Below are 15,617 nucleotides of genomic sequence, written 5' to 3'. Positions count from 1 at the left end.
AGGTAATCGGGGCGGGCCCGCTGGCCGGTACGGTGGGCGGCTTTCTCGGCGGCGTGCTGCTGGTTACCGTGCACGGGGAGATGTCGGTGACCCTCTCCCAGTATCTACAGGCCCATATCGCTGACGGGGTAGCCCTGTTTGGCGTCATGATGAGCGTCAATGGCATGACCGTCCTCCTGCTGCAGGCGCCGTTGACACGCTGGACGGAGCGGTTTTCGCTGTTCCGGCGGCTGGTGGCGGGCGTTCTCCTGATGGCCGCGGGAGAGGTGGGATTTGCCTTTTCCGCGGAATGGGGCTGGTTCGTTGCGGCAATGATCGTGTTTACACTGGGAGAAATCCTGATCATCCCGGCCGAATACGCCCAGATCGACCAGATTGCGCCGCCCCGGATGCGGGGAACGTACTACGGGGCGCAAAGCGTCAGCGAACTGGGCAACTTTCCCGGTCCGTGGGCAGGCGGTCTGATTCTCTCCGCCTACGGCGGTCCGGCGATGTTTCTTGTCATGGCCGCGTTGGCCGTGGCCAGCCTCGCCTTTTACGGACTGGGCCGCCGTGTATGAAAAGAGGCGCGAGCGTTCGCCCGATCAGCCGGTTTCTGCACATTCATCATGCGGTTGACGATATCCCATCCGGCTCATCCCATCCAGCGGTCGCCGGGTGGGTTTTTTGCAGGATGACGGCGGACACCCAAGCCGCCGGCGTCTCGCTGGGACGAACGGAGCAGAAAAAATTTAGGCTTGGGGCGCACGAGAAAGTAAGTTAAAATGAAGGGCGTGGCGCAAGCGTTCATGCGCGAGACAAGAGAGGAGGAAAACGGCGGCATCGCCAAGCTGCCTCTTTTTCCAGAAAGGTGAGTACAATGGATCTGTGGTCAATGTTCGTAGCATTCGTATTAGGGCTTGTGGAAGGACTTACGGAATTCGCGCCCGTCTCCTCGACCGGGCACATGATTATCGTTGACGATATGTGGCTGAAATCCAAGGAGATGTTTTCGCCCGAGGTGGCCAACACCTTCAAGGTGGTGATTCAGCTCGGATCGATCCTGGCTGTGGTGATCGTCTTTAAAGAGCGCTTTTTCGATCTGCTCGGGCTGCGGAAACGCACGGCAGGCGGACAAGCCCCCGGCCCCAAACTGAAACTGGCCCAGGTGATTGTCGGGCTGCTGCCGGCTGCCGTATTGGGGTTCCTGTTCGAGGACTACATCGACAAATACCTGTTTTCGGTGAACACCGTGCTGATCGGGTTGGTGGCGGGCGCTTTCCTGATGCTGGCCGCCGATTGGTTCCGCCCGGGCAGGCCGAAAGTGGAGACGGTTGACCAGCTTACGTACAAGCAGGCCTTCTTTATCGGCTTGTTTCAGTGCATCGCGCTGTGGCCGGGCTTCTCCCGTTCCGGTTCGACGATTTCGGGCGGGGTGCTGCTGGGATTGAGCCACCGCGCCGCGTCCGATTTTACCTTTATCATGGCCGTCCCCGTCATGCTGGGGGCAAGCTGCCTTTCGCTCATGAAGCACTGGCAGTCCATCACCCTCGATGTCCTGCCGTTTTTTGCGGTCGGCTTCATCAGCGCGTTCGTCTTTGCACTGCTCTTCATCCGCTTCTTTTTGAAGCTGATCGACCGGATTAAACTGGTTCCGTTTGCCCTCTACCGCATCGTGCTGGCGGCGGTGCTTTACATGGCCCTGATGTAAGAAAAAACCGGCCCCGGAAGTTCGCGTCGAAAACGCCCGGGGCCGCCGCCGGACAAAAGCAAAAGCAGTCGGAAACGATGGGGCGTTCCGACTGCTTTTTTGTTGGCTGAGAAGGAAATCATGCGGCTGTTTGTCCGGGCGTCGGCATATGTTGGTGGTGAGGAGGGAGTCGGATGCGGGAGAAAACGGCTTTCGCCGTGCTGCGGATGGTGACGGGCATGATTTTTTTCGCCCACGGCCTGCACAAGCTGCAAAAAGGAATGGGAGCGGTGGCGGAGTGGTTCGGGAGCGTCGGCCTCCCGACGTGGTTGGCCTATCTGGTGATGCTGGCGGAAGTGCTGGGCGGGATGGCGCTGCTGATCAGGGTGGTGGTACGGCCTGCGGCGCTGCTCCTGGCCGTGATCATGGCAGGCGCCATCGTCACCGTCAAATGGCCAAACGGCCTGATAGGCAGCGGCGGCACGAGCGGCTACGAGCTGGATCTGGTGCTGCTGGCGGTGACCCTGTATCTGGCCGTAAAAAAGGGGGAGGGTCGCGACGGGAATGTCCGCTAAGCTCCGTCCAGCCAAAAAAACCGCTGGGGCAGCGGTTTTTTTCGTTCATCCGTATACCGGCTGCTCCCACCAGCCGAAAGAGACGGTCAGTTCCGAGGACGGGACTTCGGCGGGGATGTGGAACAGCAGGGCCGTTCCGGGGCCGAGGATCCAGCGGCCGCTCTTTTCGGCGGCGGTGGTGCTGCTCGGCGGGAGGATCCGGGTGGAGGCGATAACCCCGTCCCGGGGCATCTCGGACGTGGCGGACGCGTACAAGATTTGCCCTTTCGGGGCGGGGCAGGGGGGCAGTTGGATGCTGCCCGGGGATACCTGCCGGGAAGCGGTCGCCCCGCCGAGCTGGTTGGCCTTGCCGAACCAGATGTGCGCTTCCACGGGATGGTCGGCCCGGTTAGTGAGAAACCAATCGTTTACGTACACCTGGACGCCTGAACGGTAGGGATTGACCAGTGCCCCCCAGGCCTGGACGCCGTCGCCCGCAGTCAGCTTTTCCGTTTGCCCCAGGTAGTATTTGCACTGCATCGCCATCGCCGTCGCCAGAGGAATGTCGACGCGCATGTCCGTTTGCTCTCCGGCGGTCTGGCCGGAATACGGAAAGTATCCCATCTGCAGGAACATGTCGGGGATGCCGTAGTAGTACGACGGCTGCGTATACGGGGGCTTTTCCATACGTTCAGCTCCTTTGGGATGGAGTAGACGCTACAGCATATGGCAGCAGCCCGCGAGACGTGTTTACGTTTCCGGGGCAAACGGATCGATGCCCCGCTCCCGCAGCGCCTCCACCGCCTCCCTGACCGGCAAGAGGGGCAGGCGGAACTCGTCCGCTACCGCCTCTTCCAGCTCCCGGACGGAACCGAGCGTCACCTGGCGCTCGCTGCCGTCGGCGTGCGTGATCAGCAGGGTGTTGTTTTTCAGGGAGACGCTGCGTTCGTTGTCCCATTGATACACATGGATGCGCAGGCAGTTGAGAAAGGTGGCGCCGGGGAGGAACGAGCGGGCGATCGCGTCGGCGAAATCGTCCGGTTCCCGCCGCTCCTCCGGGTCAAAGTGCCAGTGATCGCTCACCAGCTTCTCCCGCCGGTAACGCAGGTATCGGTAACGACCCGGCCGCTCCGTATCCGGCGCGATCCGCACCGCCTCCGGGCCGAACCGGGTGCAGTTGTCGGGATCGCGGCGAAAACGGACCGGCTGATACAGGGGAGCGGCGGAGCCGAGATCGACGTAGACCGGCTCTCCGCCCCATTCCGGCAGCCGGACGATGACCGCCGTATGGGCGTCCCCCACCGGCACGAGATGGGCGGAAAAGTCCAGCGCGCGCAGCAGCGCGAGGAAATTGGCGTGGATGGAGTAGCAGGTGCCGCCGAACCCGCAGCGGGCGGCGTCGGCGACAAACTGTTCGGGCGAGGGGAGGCCGCTGTGCCCCGGACGCCGGGCCTGCAGCAGTTTGCCGACGTTTTCAAACGGAAACGCCTGCAGATGGGCGCGGCACAGCTCGCTGAGATAGGCGTAACCGGCCGGGCGCGGTTCCAGTCCCAGCCGGTGGAGATAGGCATATGCCCAAGCGGGTAACCGCGACATGGGAAACCTCCTCAGGAGACGGATTTCCAGGCGTGTACGGCGAGAAGCGCCCAGCCGGCCAGGAACAGGAGGCCGCCAAACGGGGTAATCGCCCCGAGCGCTTTGATGTTGGTGAAGCTGAGGGCGTACAGGCTGCCGGAAAAGAGCAGGGTGCCGACAGCGAAGCACCAGCCCGCCCAGGTTAGGGCAGACGAATCGGGGAACCATTTGCATAACAGGGCGACCAGCACCAGCGCCAGCGCATGCGTCGTCTGGTAGGTAACCCCGGTGTGGAAGACGCCGAGCAGGTAGTCGTTCAGTCTGCCTTTCAGCACATGGGAACCAAACGCGCCCAGGGCGACGGAGAGAAAACCGCTGATACTGCCGAGCAGAAGAAAGATACGCACAAAACATTCGCTCCTTTGTGTGACGATATGCATACACAGCGTTATTGTACCGCAACCGGTGCGTCCATGCCCAATTGCAAATTGTTGAACGCGCTTTCTGGCCTCCTGTCCAGACCGCGTGACAACCTCCGGCATAGTATACAGTACGTGGCGGCAGCGCTTGCATGCCGCCGCCGCAGGAGGTGAACAGCATGGGCAAATGGACGGCGCTTGTGGGCGGCCTCGTAGGCGGTTGGTCCTTTTTGAAAATCCCGCTGGAAGGCTCGTTCCTTTCCGCAATCGATCCTGTCGTCGATGGCATTGGCATCGTGGCGACAGTGGTGTTCTCGGGCGCACTCATCTATTTTGGCGTACGCGACTGGCTCCAGAAGTAACAACCGGATCGGTGCCGACAGAGGCAAAGGCGTCCCTGCAGAAAGGGGCGTCTTTGTTTTGGTCCGGATTCACTTCGTCGTTTTGTCGAGTGCTCTCATGCCGGATGCCCCCATATACATAGAGGAGGGAGAAGAAAATGGGGGGAAGCGACATGACCAACGACGAACGCAAGGAACTGGAGCGCTCGATTGAAGAAATCACGGAAATCGCCAAAGGCTTCGGCCTTGACTTTTACCCGATGCGCTACGAGATTTGCCCGGCGGACATCATCTACACGTTTGGCGCGTACGGCATGCCGACGCGTTTCTCGCACTGGAGCTTTGGAAAGTCCTTTTACAGGATGAAACTGCAGTACGACCTCAATCTGAGCAAAATCTACGAGCTGGTGATCAACTCCAACCCGTGCTACGCCTTTCTGTTGGACGGCAACACGCTGATCCAGAACAAGCTGATCGTCGCCCACGTCTTGGCCCACTGCGACTTTTTCAAAAACAACGTGCGGTTCTCCAACACCAACCGCGACATGGTGGAGAGCATGGCGGCCAGCTCGGAGCGCATCCGGCAGTACGAGATCGAGCACGGCAAGGAGGCGGTGGAGTCGTTTTTGGACGCCTGCCTGGCCATTCAGGAGCACATCGATCCCAGCCTGCTGCGGCCGAAACTGCGCTGGAAGCGGGAGGTGGAGGAGACGACCGGCAAACCGGGCAAAACGGAGCGGACAACGCCGTACGACGATCTGTGGCGGCTGGAACGCACAGAAGAAAAGCCAGCCGATCCGGGCAAGCCGATCCGCAAGTTCCCGCCCGAACCGGAGAAAGACCTGCTGTTGTTCATCATGGAGTACAGCACCATTCTGGAGGACTGGCAGCGGGACGTCATAACGATCATCCGCGACGAGATGCTCTACTTCTGGCCGCAGTTGGAGACGAAGATCATGAACGAAGGCTGGGCCACCTACTGGCACATGCGCATCCTGCGGGAACTGGACCTGACGGAAGCGGAGACGATCGACTTTGCCAAGCTGCACGCCTCGGTGATCCAGCCGTCGCCGACCAGCATCAACCCGTACCATCTCGGGCTGAAAATCTTTGAGGATATCGAGGCGCGCTGGGACAATCCGACCAGGGAAGAGCAGGAGCGTTTCGGCCGCACGCCGGGCCAGGGGCGGGCGAAGATTTTCGAGGTGCGCGAGATGGAGTCGGACATCAGCTTTCTGCGCAATTATTTGACCAAGGAACTGGTCGACAAGCTGGATTTGTACCTGTTCGGCAAGCAGGGCAGCGACTGGGTGGTGACGGAAAAATCCTGGGAGCAGGTGCGGGACGGCCTGGCCGCGACGCGCGTCAACGGCGGCTTCCCGTACGTCATGGTCCACGACGGCGACTACCTGCGGGCAGGCGAGCTGTACCTGAAGCACTACTACGAAGGACTGGAGCTGGACGTCAAGTACGTGGAAAAGACGCTCCCGTACGTGTACCAGCTCTGGGGCAAAAACGTCCACCTGGAGACGGTGATCGAGGAGCGGGCGGTGCAGTTTACCTACGACGGGAAAAAGGTGCATCGGAGGTTTTTGTAAGGGAAACGTGATTGGATGGCAGAAGCTGTTCCTTTGAAGAAGAGGAACAGCTTTTTTTGCATGGATCCTGGCCTGAGAATAAACCCAGCGCGCCCGCAGAACTGGAAAGCGCCCCCAACCTCCAAGAAAAAACGACAATTTTTTGAGAAAAAATTGAACAAAGCGTGAACAAAATGTGAAAAATGTGTTACAATAGAGCCATGAACCAATCGATAACGGACAGGGGTTGGGTGCCATGAACCAAATGAACAATGGTATCAAAGCAGCGGCAACCTTGAAATGGCTTGCGTGGGCGGCAACGATCATCGGTGCTGTTCTGCTGGTGATCAATGTAAGCGATTTCCGCGCGGAGAATTTTGGACTGATGGCGGCGATTGGATTTTTGATCGGAGGCATGAACATCTTTTTGCTGAGCACGGTGTTCCGGCTGCTTCACACCGAATCGTAGGACAGATGGCGACATTCCATGATCAGACACATAATAAGATGAAGAAACTGGGTGGATGACCTCTCAAGACGAGCGATCTTGAGAGGTCTTTTTTTTGTGTGCATGCGGCCTGACCGTGCCGTTTCGCGCGCGACTCGCCGGGGCTTCCCGCCGATGGCAGCCGGGAGAGAGAGGGCAGGCAATCTGCTTGAAAAAACCACCTGTATTGGCTGCTAATTAGAAAAACAGGGGATCGGTAACAAAGTTTTGATCAAATCGTGAAGTATTAGTGAACACTTTGTCACGAAAAAAGGGCAAATTCTTGAACGGTGTGTAAACAAAGGTACAAAACAAATGCGCTTTTGATACGATATGAGAGCAAAAAACATGTTTACTAATACTGAATGTGAACGGTTGTTTCCTTTCTGTTGGAACGGAGGAGGGGTAGGAAGAAATGGGAGCTAGAAAGTGGCTCGGACGGGTCCAGTTTTGGATCATGGCGGTATTGGCCAGCGTCCTGTTGAGCGGATGCGGGAGCGAATACATGGTTCTCAATCCGAAGGGGCCCGTTGCTGAAACGCAGTACAATCTGATCATTATCTCCGTGATTTTGGTCTCGATCGTGATCCTGCCGGTGTTGGCGATTACGTTCTACATCGTGTGGCGCTATCGGGACAAACCGGGGAACAAGGCGCCGTACCAACCGGAATGGGCGCACAACACCACCCTGGAGGTCATCTGGTGGGGGATTCCCGTCGTCATTATTGCCATTCTTGGCTATTTTACGGTGCGCGACACCTACGCGCTGGTCGAGCCTCCCAATAAAGAAGTGAAGCCGATCACGGTACAGGTGACGTCGCTCGATTGGAAATGGATGTTTACTTATCCTGAACAAAACATCGCAACAGTCAACTATGTGCATATTCCGGTGGGCGTTCCCGTTCAATTTGAGCTGACCGCCGAGGCGCCGATGAACTCGTTCTGGGTACCGCAGTTGGCCGGCCAGATCTATACGATGCCGGGCATGGCGATGGGATTGTGGCTGCAGGCGGATGAGCCGGGCGAGTACTTCGGTACAGGGGCCAACTTTACGGGGAAAGGCTTCGCCCACATGCAGTTCAAGGTGATTGCCGAACCGCAGGAGGAGTTTGACAAGTGGGTGCAGCAGGTGAAAAACACTGCGCCGGGCATGACCAGACAGGACTACGAAAACCTGGTGAAGCCGGGTCTGTCCGACCGCTTGACGTATTCGTCTTTCCCGCCGGGGCTGTTTGAGGAAATCGTGAAGAAATACGGCCATGCGCACGGCAATCATCCGGGCGGAATGAACCACTACAAGAACAATCTGAAAAACAACGACGACCAACACGACGAAGGACATCAAGGCGGTGGACAGCAGGATGCCGGACAGCACGGCAGCCACGGCGGAAATGACGCCCAAGCTTCTCACCAGCACGACATGTCCGGAACGAACCATTAACGCATAAACGGAAAGGGAGGAGGATCACCGTATGTGGGAGGACATCAAGTCTTTTGCATCCACGTTTTTTGTCACCGGTGACCCGTTGATTTACGGGGCGGATGTGGCTATTGTGCTGACCACCCTGGCCATCGTGTTTGTCCTGACCAAGTACAAAAAATGGGGCTGGCTGTGGCGCGAATGGCTGACGACCGTCGACCACAAGAAGATCGGGATCATGTACCTGATCTGCTCGCTCTTGATGCTGTTCCGCGGCGGCGTGGACGCGCTGCTGATGCGTCTGCAGCTGGCGCTGCCCAATGTGGAGTTTCTGCACTCCGAGCACTACAACGCGATCTTTACGACACACGGCACGATCATGATTCTGTTCATGGCGATGCCGATGATGTTCGCGCTGTTCAACATCGTCGTGCCGCTGCAGATCGGCGCGCGCGACGTCGCGTATCCGTTTTTGAACGCACTCAGCTTCTGGCTGTTCTTCTTCGGTGCGATGCTGTTCAACCTGTCCTTTGTGATCGGGGGTTCCGCGGAGTCCGGCTGGCTCGCGTATCCGCCGCTGTCGGAAAAAATGTTCAGTCCGGGCGTCGGACAGGACTTCTACATCTGGGGGATTCAGATCTCCGGTATCGGTAGTTTGGCCACCGGGATCAACTTCCTGGTGACCATCCTGAAAATGCGTGCACCGGGCATGTCGCTGATGAAGATGCCGCTGTTCTCCTGGTCGGTTCTGTCCAGCTGCATCACGATCATCTACGCGTTCCCGATCCTGACCGTGACGCTGGCGCTGCTCTTCATCGACCGTTACCTCGGCGCCCATATCTTCACGATGGACGGCGGCGGCAACCCGATGATGTACGTGAACCTGATCTGGATGTGGGGCCACCCGGAAGTGTATATCGTGGTGCTGCCGGCCTTCGGTATCTTCTCTGAGATCGTGGCTACGTTCTCCAAGAAACAGATTTTCGGTTACAAGTCGATGGTCTTTGCGATGATCATCATCAGTGTGCTGTCCTTCTTTACCTGGGCGCACCACTTCTTCACCATGGGCGCGGGGGCGGACGTCAACTCGTTCTTCGCGATCAGTACGATGGCTATCGCCATTCCGACCGGGGTGAAGGTGTTCAACTGGCTGTTCACGATGTTCCGCGGACGGATTCAGTTGAAACAGCCGATGCTTTGGACGATCGCGTTCATTCCGTGCTTCGTGATCGGGGGGGCGACCGGCGTGATGCTGGCTGTCGCTCCGGCGGACTACCAGTACCACAACAGCTACTTCCTGATCGCGCACTTCCACCAAGTGCTGATCGGCGGGGTCGTATTCGGATACCTCGCAGGGATTTACTACTGGTGGCCGAAAATGTTCGGCTTCAAGCTGGATGAGCGCCTGGGCAAATGGGGCTTCTGGCTCTGGAACATCGGCTTCTACGTCTGCTTCATGCCGCAGTACGCGCTCGGCTTCATGGGCATGACCCGACGCCTCTACACGTACGGATGGGACCTGGGCTGGGCACCGCTCAACCTGGTTTCCACTGTCGGCGCGTTCATGATGGGGCTCGGCTTCGTCTTCCAGGTATGGCAGATCGCCTACAGCATCAAACACGGCGAGCGCGACACCACGGGCGACCCGTGGAACGGACGCACGCTGGAGTGGTCGATTCCGTCTCCGGCTCCGGTGTACAACTTCGCCGTCATTCCGCAGGTAAAAGAGGCGGACGACTGGTGGGCGACCAAGCAGGCGAGGGCAAACGGCACGGCAAACGAAGCGCCGGCCAAGCTGGAGCCGATTCACATGCCGAAAAACTCGGGCATTCCGTTTATCATGTCTTTCTTCTGGTTCATTGCCGGATTTGGGTTCGTGTGGGGCTGGACCTGGTGGATCGTGATCGGTCTGGCAGGCGTCGGCATCTCGATGCTGGTGCGTTCGTTCCAGTATGACACGGACTACTACATCCCTGTGGACGAAGTGAGACGGACGGAGGCCTCTCTGGGGAGGGCTGTATAATGCAACAAACGATGGCACATCATGACCACGATCACGGACACGAGGACCACGAATCTCTCAAGGTCCTCGGGTTCTGGATCTTCCTGGTTACGGACTGCATTCTGTTCGGCACGCTGTTTGCCACCTATGCCGTATTGATGCACAGCTACGCGGGAGGGCCGACCGGTAAAGAGATGTTCCAACTGCCGGGCGTGATCGCCTCCACGTTCATCCTGCTGACCAGCAGCTTCACCAGCGGGTTGGCGATGCTGGCCATGCACAAGGGAAAAGTGAAACAGGTGATCGGCTGGCTGGCGATAACCGCCGTCCTGGGTCTGGCGTTTGTCGTGCTGGAAGTGACCGAGTTTTCCCATCTGGTCGCGGAAGGCGCCGCCATTTACACCAGCGCGTACTGGTCCGCGTTCTACGTGCTGGTGGGAACGCACGGTCTGCACGTGACGCTCGGCCTGTTCTGGATGGCCGCGCTGATGATCCAGTTGGGCAAACACGGCATCACGGCGGTCACCAAGCGCAAAATCACCAATCTGGGCCTGTACTGGCACTTCCTCGACGTCGTCTGGATCTTCCTCTTCACGGTCGTCTATCTCATGGGGGTGATGTAAGATGATGCAACACGACAGTCATGGTCACGGGGAGGGGCACGGCTCCCTCAAGTCGTACGTCATCGGGTTTGTCCTGTCGATCGTGCTGACCATCATCCCGCTGGTGCTGGTCATGAACAAGGTGCTGAGCGGCACTGCGCTGGTTGTCGCGATCATGGCGATGGCCGTTCTGCAGTTGTTCGTGCAGTTGTTCTTCTTCATGCACATCCGCGAAGGGGAGAAACCCCGCTACAATGTGCAGGCGCTGATCCTGGGCGCGGTGATCCTTTTGACGATCGTCGCCGGCTCCATTTGGGTCATGAGCTTCAACTCCATGGTGCAGTAAGGCGGACAGACAAAGCAAAGCAAGGCAAAACCTCTTGGGCCAATCGGGCTCAAGAGGTTTTTTTGTACGGGCGGCCGGAACAGCGCCCCCTCACAGCCGGACAATACCGGCAGCGGAAGGCAGGCCGTGCATGGAAGCACGGGGAGTGTAGGGGGATGGTGCCGCCAATGTGCCCCGGTGGTTTTTCTTTTTTCAAAACTTAGTTTATAATTAAGTTGACAATCATAAAAACTGGAAAGGGGCTTGTCTGAATGTACGAGATCGCGATTATCGGTGCAGGACCGGCAGGGGCCAGCGCGGCGCTGTTTACGGCGAAGGCGGGCAAAAAAACGCTGCTGATCGACAATGACAAGAGCATCACCAAACGGGCCTGGGTGGAAAATCACTACGGCGTGATGGAGATCACCGGCCCCGACCTGGTGGAGACGGGGAAAAAGCAGGCGGAAAAATTTGGCGCCGAGCTGGTGGCTGGCCAGGTGACCAACATCGTCAAAACGGAGCAGGGCTTTACCGTGGAGACGGACGGCGCAGGCACGTTTGAAGCCAGACACGTGATCCTCGCTACCGGCGTCTTGGTCGATCTGGCGGAAAAGATCGGCGTGGCGACCAAGCCCGGCACCGAGCCGCGGATCAAGACGGTGATCGACGTCGACCGGGACGGCAAAACCAGTGTGGAGGGCATCTGGGCGGCCGGAACGTGCGCCGGCGTCAGCGTTCATACGATCATCACCGCCGGCGACGGGGCCAGGGTGGCGATCAACGTCATCAGCGAGCTGAACGGCGAGCGCTACGTCGACCACGACGTGCTGAAAAGCTGAAACAGGATGAAATTCTCGTGCCCTTCTCTCCGTATAGTTGGGAGGGAAGGGTTTTTTCTTTGCAGCCCGAATTGGCTATAATCATGTTCATAGTGAAAACGAACGAGGAGGAGATCGGCGTGATCGCCAAGGAAAGTAACGTGAATGTTGTGGTGGCCGGGCTCCTGCTCGGTCTCTTGATGGCGTCCATGGACAACACCATCGTCGCCACTGCGATGGGAACGATCGTCGGCCAGTTGGGCGGTCTGGACAAGTTTGTCTGGGTCACCTCGGCGTACATGGTGGCCACGATGGCGGGGATGCCGATCTTCGGAAAACTGTCCGACATGTACGGCCGCAAACGCTTTTACGTGTTCGGGCTGGTACTGTTTTTGCTCGGGTCCATCCTCTGCGGGACGGCCGGCAGCATCGTCGAGCTGAGCATCTATCGGGCCATCCAGGGGATTGGCGGCGGGGCGCTGATGCCGATTGCCTTCACGATCATTTTTGACGTCTTTCCGCCGGAGAAGCGGGGGAAAATGACCGGCCTGTTCGGGGCGGTGTTCGGCACGTCCAGCGTCGTCGGCCCCCTGCTCGGCGCCTACATCACCGAGTACTTCGGCTGGCACTGGGTCTTTTACATCAACGTGCCGATCGGCCTCCTGTCGCTCTGGTTCATCTCCGCGTACTACAAGGAGTCGCTGGAGCACCGCAAGCAGAGCATTGACTGGTGGGGCGCGGTCACGCTGGTAGGAGCCGTGGTCAGCCTGATGTTCGCACTGGAGCTGGGCGGCAACCAGTTCGCCTGGGACTCCGCGGTGATTCTCGGCCTGTTTGCTGCCTTTGCCGCGCTGTTTACCGTGTTTTTGTACGTGGAAAAACGGGCGGCCGAGCCGATCATTTCGTTTTCCATGTTTAAGCAGCGGCTGTTTGCCGCGAGTAATGTGGTGTCCCTCCTGTACGGGGCGTCCTTCATCATCACGACCGTCTACATCCCGATTTTTATCCAGGGGGTGTTTGGCGGCTCGGCGTCCAACTCGGGTCTTCTGCTCACCCCGATGATGCTCGGGTCGGTTCTCGGCAGCCAAACGGGCGGGATGCTGACAACGAAGACCAGCTTCCGCAACATCATGCTGCTGTCCGCCGCATTTTTCCTGCCCGGCATGTTTTTGTTGGGGACGCTGACGCCCGAGGTCTCGCGCGGTCTGGTGACCGTCTACATGGTCCTCACCGGTTTTGGCGTCGGCTTTTCCTTCTCGGTGCTGGGCATGGCCGCGATCCACAACTTCGACATGCGTCAGCGCGGCTCAGCCAGTTCGACCAACTCGTTTTTCCGCTCGCTGGGCATGACGCTGGGCGTGAGCGTGTTTGGGATCGTGCAGCGCAACCTGTTCCAGAGCGGCATGGAAGAGGTGTTCGCCGGGGAAGGCAGCGGCGTTCCGGCAGGGGCGCTGGTCGATCCGCGGGCGGTGCTGACTCCGGAAACCCGGGCGTCCATTCCGGCACCTGTCCTGGAGCAGATTACCGCGGTCCTCTCCTCGACGATTGCCCAGACGTTCATGTGGGCGCTGATCCCGGCCTGTCTGGCGGTCGTGGGAATCCTCCTGATGGGCGGCGAACGGGTGAAAATTCCCGCTGCACAGGTGCGTCCAAAAACAGCGGAGCGGGAACGGGTGTAGCTAAAAGCGGCGGTCATACGCGTGGGGCTGATCATTCATCGGTCTGCTGACGGACGGGAAAAGGCCCCTGACATGCGGCAGTTGATGCAGGAGCGGGGCATCGGCTGCTGACGGGGCTTTCGTTCGCCTGCCGGGCAAGTATGAACGTATGTGGAACGAATCTGGATGTTCAACGTTTTCCAACGGTTTCGTTTATCATTCTGCTTGTGATTGGTTTTCAGCAATGGAGGTGTTCACGTGTTTCATACGCCTATCGGGCGCCTGCGCGCCGTCGGGTATGCGGAAGGCATCTCGTTTCTCGTGCTGCTCGGGATTGCCATGCCGCTGAAGTACCTCTTTCATTACCCGTTGGCCGTCACGATCGTGGGTGCGCTTCACGGCCTGTTTTTTGTGCTGTATCTGATCGCCGTTGTACACGCCGCGAGTGTGCACCGCTGGTCGTTCCTGCGGGTGCTGGGCGCGTTTGTCGCGTCGCTTTTGCCGTTCGGCCCGTTCGTGTTTGACGCGCGGCTGCGCCGGGAGCAGTAGGAGCCGGGCGGCAGGGTCAGGAACTGTACCGTGGAACCCGTTCAATCATCCCGAATAGTCGGGGGGTGGACGTGGTTCTTTTTTATTTGGGCCGGCGAGGGCAATTTACACCCGGTCCCGGACGTATTATAATCGAAGCCGTTTAGAGAAGACGCCCGAAAACGGGCTGGAGGGCTAACCAGTGGGATACGAGATCATTCTCATCATTGTCGGCATCAACATCCTCTACGTGTCGTTTTTTACGCTGCGCATGATCCTGGTGATCAAAGGGTACCGGCTGTTGGCCTCCCTGCTGTCGATGGTGGAGGTATTCGTCTACTTGAAAGGGTTGGCGATCGTCCTGGACAATCTGGACAACCCGCTCAATCTGGCCGCGTACTGCATCGGATGGGGAATGGGGGTCTATCTGGGATGCCGGATCGAGGAATACCTGGCACTGGGGTATGTCACCCTGCAGGTGGTCGTCGATTCGCCGGAGCTTGACCTGCCGGCAAAGATGAGAGAACACGGCTTTGGCGTCACCTCCTGGGTGGCGGATGGCAGAGACGGCAAACGGCTGGTCATGCAGGTGCTGACCAAGCGAAGCAACGAGCAAAAGCTGTGGATGCTGATCAACAACCTGGCGCCGAAAGCGTTTGTCATCTCATTTGAGCCGAAACACCTGAAAGGCGGTTTCTGGGTAAACCGGCTGAGAGGCTGAGGGAAGCGGCAGAGACGAACAGCGAATGCAAGCGAAAAACAGCCCGCGTGCACCGGAGGGAACACCGGCGGCACGAAGGGCTGTTTTTTGCGTGTGGGAAGCATCTCGCCCGGCTCAAATTCGGCCAGGTGACATTCGCATCATTGAACTTTTCGTTGGAACAAGTCCACAAGTCCGCCGTAGATGGCTTGTCCGTTCGTCTGTCTCGCCCAGTTCAGGGTGCCGTACTCGTAGTGCCACCACTCCTTGGGATAGTTGACGAACCCTGCTTCCGTCATCAGGTGGTACAGGAGGCGGCGGTTGTCGCGGATGCGCTGCTCGGTCTCGTCCGGGGCCGCCATGCACTCGTAGTAGCGGGTCGCCGCCCGCTCGCTGAAGTCGTCAAACGCCGTGCCCATGTCCAGCCAGCCGTCCGGCCCCGCAATCGTCAGGTCGACGGCTCCGCCGGACAGGTGAGGGGCGGGCTTGTGCACGTTGACGGTGGGAGAGGCGACGTACTTGTCCAATTCGCGGGCCAGCGCCTCCCCTTCCTGCCAGCCCTGGTCGATCAGCGACTGCTTGAACCGCTCGTACAGCGAAGCCTGCACCCGATAGGAGCGCCATCCGTCCAGCACCACCAGCCGATAGCCGTCGGGAAGCCGCCCGGCCGCTTGGGCCAGCCGCAGCGCCGCCCCTTCGCGCAGGTACGCTTCCGGGAGGGCACCCTGATAGCCTTGATGGTAGTAGGCGGGGTAGACGGAGATCCTGGGCGAGAGCGTCGAGAGGGGAACCAAGGGTTCGCCGCATTCCTGCAGCGGCGGAAGCAGGGCGGAATCACTGCGCGGCTCGTGCGGAATCGGGGGGTATGTCATACGGGTCACCTCCGTGCTGTGTGTTTGAATGGTTTTGCAGCTATCGTAACGAATCATAGAGATACAGTAA

The 15,617-nt window shown here is 58.9% G+C and carries 18 protein-coding genes; 14 read left to right on the top strand and 4 right to left on the bottom strand.

Features of this window, described 5'->3' with window-relative positions; translation table 11 throughout:
- Positions 1–32 precede the first annotated feature (32 nt).
- From M516_RS22605 to M516_RS0103265, 3 genes are all read left to right on the top strand, one after another.
- Positions 33–560, top strand: a complete 528-nt coding sequence (locus tag M516_RS22605) for an MFS transporter (protein ID WP_238550899.1) — start codon at positions 33–35, stop codon at positions 558–560.
- A gap of 299 nt (positions 561–859) precedes the next feature.
- Positions 860–1,690 carry an undecaprenyl-diphosphate phosphatase gene (locus M516_RS0103270; protein ID WP_029097866.1) on the top strand — a complete coding sequence of 277 codons (831 nt, stop codon included), beginning with the start codon at positions 860–862 and terminating at the stop codon, positions 1,688–1,690.
- A 173-nt stretch (positions 1,691–1,863) separates the two neighbouring features.
- On the top strand, positions 1,864–2,244 hold the full coding sequence (locus M516_RS0103265) for a DoxX family protein (RefSeq protein WP_029097865.1): 381 nt from the start codon (positions 1,864–1,866) through the stop codon (positions 2,242–2,244).
- A gap of 45 nt (positions 2,245–2,289) precedes the next feature.
- Here the strand turns inward: M516_RS0103265 and M516_RS0103260 are convergent, their stop codons facing one another.
- From M516_RS0103260 to M516_RS0103250, 3 genes are all read right to left on the bottom strand, one after another.
- Entirely contained in the window at positions 2,290–2,910 is a 621-nt protein-coding gene (locus M516_RS0103260) for a DUF6143 family protein (RefSeq protein WP_029097864.1), read from the bottom strand.
- 63 nt (positions 2,911–2,973) lie between these two features.
- Complete coding sequence (locus M516_RS0103255; protein ID WP_029097863.1) at positions 2,974–3,819, bottom strand: arylamine N-acetyltransferase; 846 nt, start codon at positions 3,817–3,819, stop codon at positions 2,974–2,976.
- A gap of 11 nt (positions 3,820–3,830) precedes the next feature.
- Positions 3,831–4,205, bottom strand: coding sequence for a DUF423 domain-containing protein (locus M516_RS0103250; protein WP_029097862.1), 375 nt, complete (start codon positions 4,203–4,205; stop codon positions 3,831–3,833).
- Positions 4,206–4,396: 191 nt separating this feature from the next.
- Here M516_RS0103250 and M516_RS0103245 point away from each other — a divergent pair, with 191 nt between their 5' ends.
- From M516_RS0103245 to M516_RS0103195, 11 genes are all read left to right on the top strand, one after another.
- Positions 4,397–4,579 (top strand): hypothetical protein, encoded by a 183-nt coding sequence (locus tag M516_RS0103245; protein ID WP_029097861.1) that lies wholly within the window; start codon positions 4,397–4,399, stop codon positions 4,577–4,579.
- A gap of 152 nt (positions 4,580–4,731) precedes the next feature.
- Positions 4,732–6,156, top strand: coding sequence for a SpoVR family protein (locus tag M516_RS0103240; protein WP_029097860.1), 1,425 nt, complete (start codon positions 4,732–4,734; stop codon positions 6,154–6,156).
- A gap of 235 nt (positions 6,157–6,391) precedes the next feature.
- Positions 6,392–6,604, top strand: a complete 213-nt coding sequence (locus M516_RS0103235; protein WP_231558799.1) for a hypothetical protein — start codon at positions 6,392–6,394, stop codon at positions 6,602–6,604.
- Positions 6,605–7,037: 433 nt separating this feature from the next.
- A complete protein-coding gene (gene coxB, locus M516_RS22600; RefSeq protein WP_081656426.1) occupies positions 7,038–8,063 on the top strand; it encodes a cytochrome c oxidase subunit II in 1,026 nt (341 codons plus the stop codon).
- Between the two features lie 31 nt (positions 8,064–8,094).
- Positions 8,095–10,065: a cbb3-type cytochrome c oxidase subunit I gene (locus M516_RS0103225; protein WP_029097858.1), complete on the top strand. Its 1,971-nt coding sequence runs from the start codon at positions 8,095–8,097 to the stop codon at positions 10,063–10,065.
- Complete coding sequence (gene cyoC / locus M516_RS0103220) at positions 10,065–10,667, top strand: cytochrome o ubiquinol oxidase subunit III (RefSeq protein ID WP_029097857.1); 603 nt, start codon at positions 10,065–10,067, stop codon at positions 10,665–10,667. The genes M516_RS0103225 and cyoC overlap by 1 nt, the downstream gene beginning before the upstream one ends.
- A gap of 1 nt (position 10,668) precedes the next feature.
- Entirely contained in the window at positions 10,669–10,992 is a 324-nt protein-coding gene (gene cyoD, locus M516_RS0103215; protein WP_029097856.1) for a cytochrome o ubiquinol oxidase subunit IV, read from the top strand.
- Between the two features lie 251 nt (positions 10,993–11,243).
- Entirely contained in the window at positions 11,244–11,810 is a 567-nt protein-coding gene (locus M516_RS0103210) for an FAD-dependent oxidoreductase (protein ID WP_029097855.1), read from the top strand.
- A 119-nt stretch (positions 11,811–11,929) separates the two neighbouring features.
- Complete coding sequence (locus M516_RS0103205) at positions 11,930–13,468, top strand: MDR family MFS transporter (protein WP_029097854.1); 1,539 nt, start codon at positions 11,930–11,932, stop codon at positions 13,466–13,468.
- 237 nt (positions 13,469–13,705) lie between these two features.
- On the top strand, positions 13,706–13,996 hold the full coding sequence (locus tag M516_RS0103200; protein WP_029097853.1) for a DUF3817 domain-containing protein: 291 nt from the start codon (positions 13,706–13,708) through the stop codon (positions 13,994–13,996).
- Between the two features lie 181 nt (positions 13,997–14,177).
- Positions 14,178–14,696, top strand: a complete 519-nt coding sequence (locus M516_RS0103195) for a DUF2179 domain-containing protein (protein ID WP_029097852.1) — start codon at positions 14,178–14,180, stop codon at positions 14,694–14,696.
- Between the two features lie 140 nt (positions 14,697–14,836).
- On the opposite strand, the gene M516_RS0103190 is transcribed toward M516_RS0103195, so the two are convergent.
- Positions 14,837–15,547, bottom strand: coding sequence for a M15 family metallopeptidase (locus tag M516_RS0103190; RefSeq protein ID WP_029097851.1), 711 nt, complete (start codon positions 15,545–15,547; stop codon positions 14,837–14,839).
- Between the last annotated feature and the right edge of the window lie 70 nt (positions 15,548–15,617).

Origin of the sequence: Brevibacillus thermoruber 423 (assembly GCF_000454065.1) — a bacterium.
Lineage (GTDB): Bacteria > Bacillota > Bacilli > Brevibacillales > Brevibacillaceae > Brevibacillus > Brevibacillus thermoruber.
This window is presented reverse-complemented; position numbering and strand designations above follow the sequence as displayed.

What these genes read in the sequence shown, in the direction of transcription:
- M516_RS0103270 (WP_029097866.1), top strand. Translation starts at nt 860, where the DNA reads ATGGATCTGTGGTCAATGTTCGTAGCATTCGTATTAGGGCTTGTGGAA.
- M516_RS0103265 (WP_029097865.1), top strand. Translation starts at nt 1,864, where the DNA reads ATGCGGGAGAAAACGGCTTTCGCCGTGCTGCGGATGGTGACGGGCATG.
- M516_RS0103260 (WP_029097864.1), bottom strand. Translation starts at nt 2,910, where the DNA reads ATGGAAAAGCCCCCGTATACGCAGCCGTCGTACTACTACGGCATCCCC.
- M516_RS0103255 (WP_029097863.1), bottom strand. Translation starts at nt 3,819, where the DNA reads ATGTCGCGGTTACCCGCTTGGGCATATGCCTATCTCCACCGGCTGGGA.
- M516_RS0103245 (WP_029097861.1), top strand. Translation starts at nt 4,397, where the DNA reads ATGGGCAAATGGACGGCGCTTGTGGGCGGCCTCGTAGGCGGTTGGTCC.
- M516_RS0103240 (WP_029097860.1), top strand. Translation starts at nt 4,732, where the DNA reads ATGACCAACGACGAACGCAAGGAACTGGAGCGCTCGATTGAAGAAATC.
- M516_RS0103235 (WP_231558799.1), top strand. Translation starts at nt 6,392, where the DNA reads ATGAACCAAATGAACAATGGTATCAAAGCAGCGGCAACCTTGAAATGG.
- coxB (WP_081656426.1), top strand. Translation starts at nt 7,038, where the DNA reads ATGGGAGCTAGAAAGTGGCTCGGACGGGTCCAGTTTTGGATCATGGCG.
- M516_RS0103225 (WP_029097858.1), top strand. Translation starts at nt 8,095, where the DNA reads ATGTGGGAGGACATCAAGTCTTTTGCATCCACGTTTTTTGTCACCGGT.
- cyoC (WP_029097857.1), top strand. Translation starts at nt 10,065, where the DNA reads ATGCAACAAACGATGGCACATCATGACCACGATCACGGACACGAGGAC.
- cyoD (WP_029097856.1), top strand. Translation starts at nt 10,669, where the DNA reads ATGATGCAACACGACAGTCATGGTCACGGGGAGGGGCACGGCTCCCTC.
- M516_RS0103210 (WP_029097855.1), top strand. Translation starts at nt 11,244, where the DNA reads ATGTACGAGATCGCGATTATCGGTGCAGGACCGGCAGGGGCCAGCGCG.
- M516_RS0103190 (WP_029097851.1), bottom strand. Translation starts at nt 15,547, where the DNA reads ATGACATACCCCCCGATTCCGCACGAGCCGCGCAGTGATTCCGCCCTG.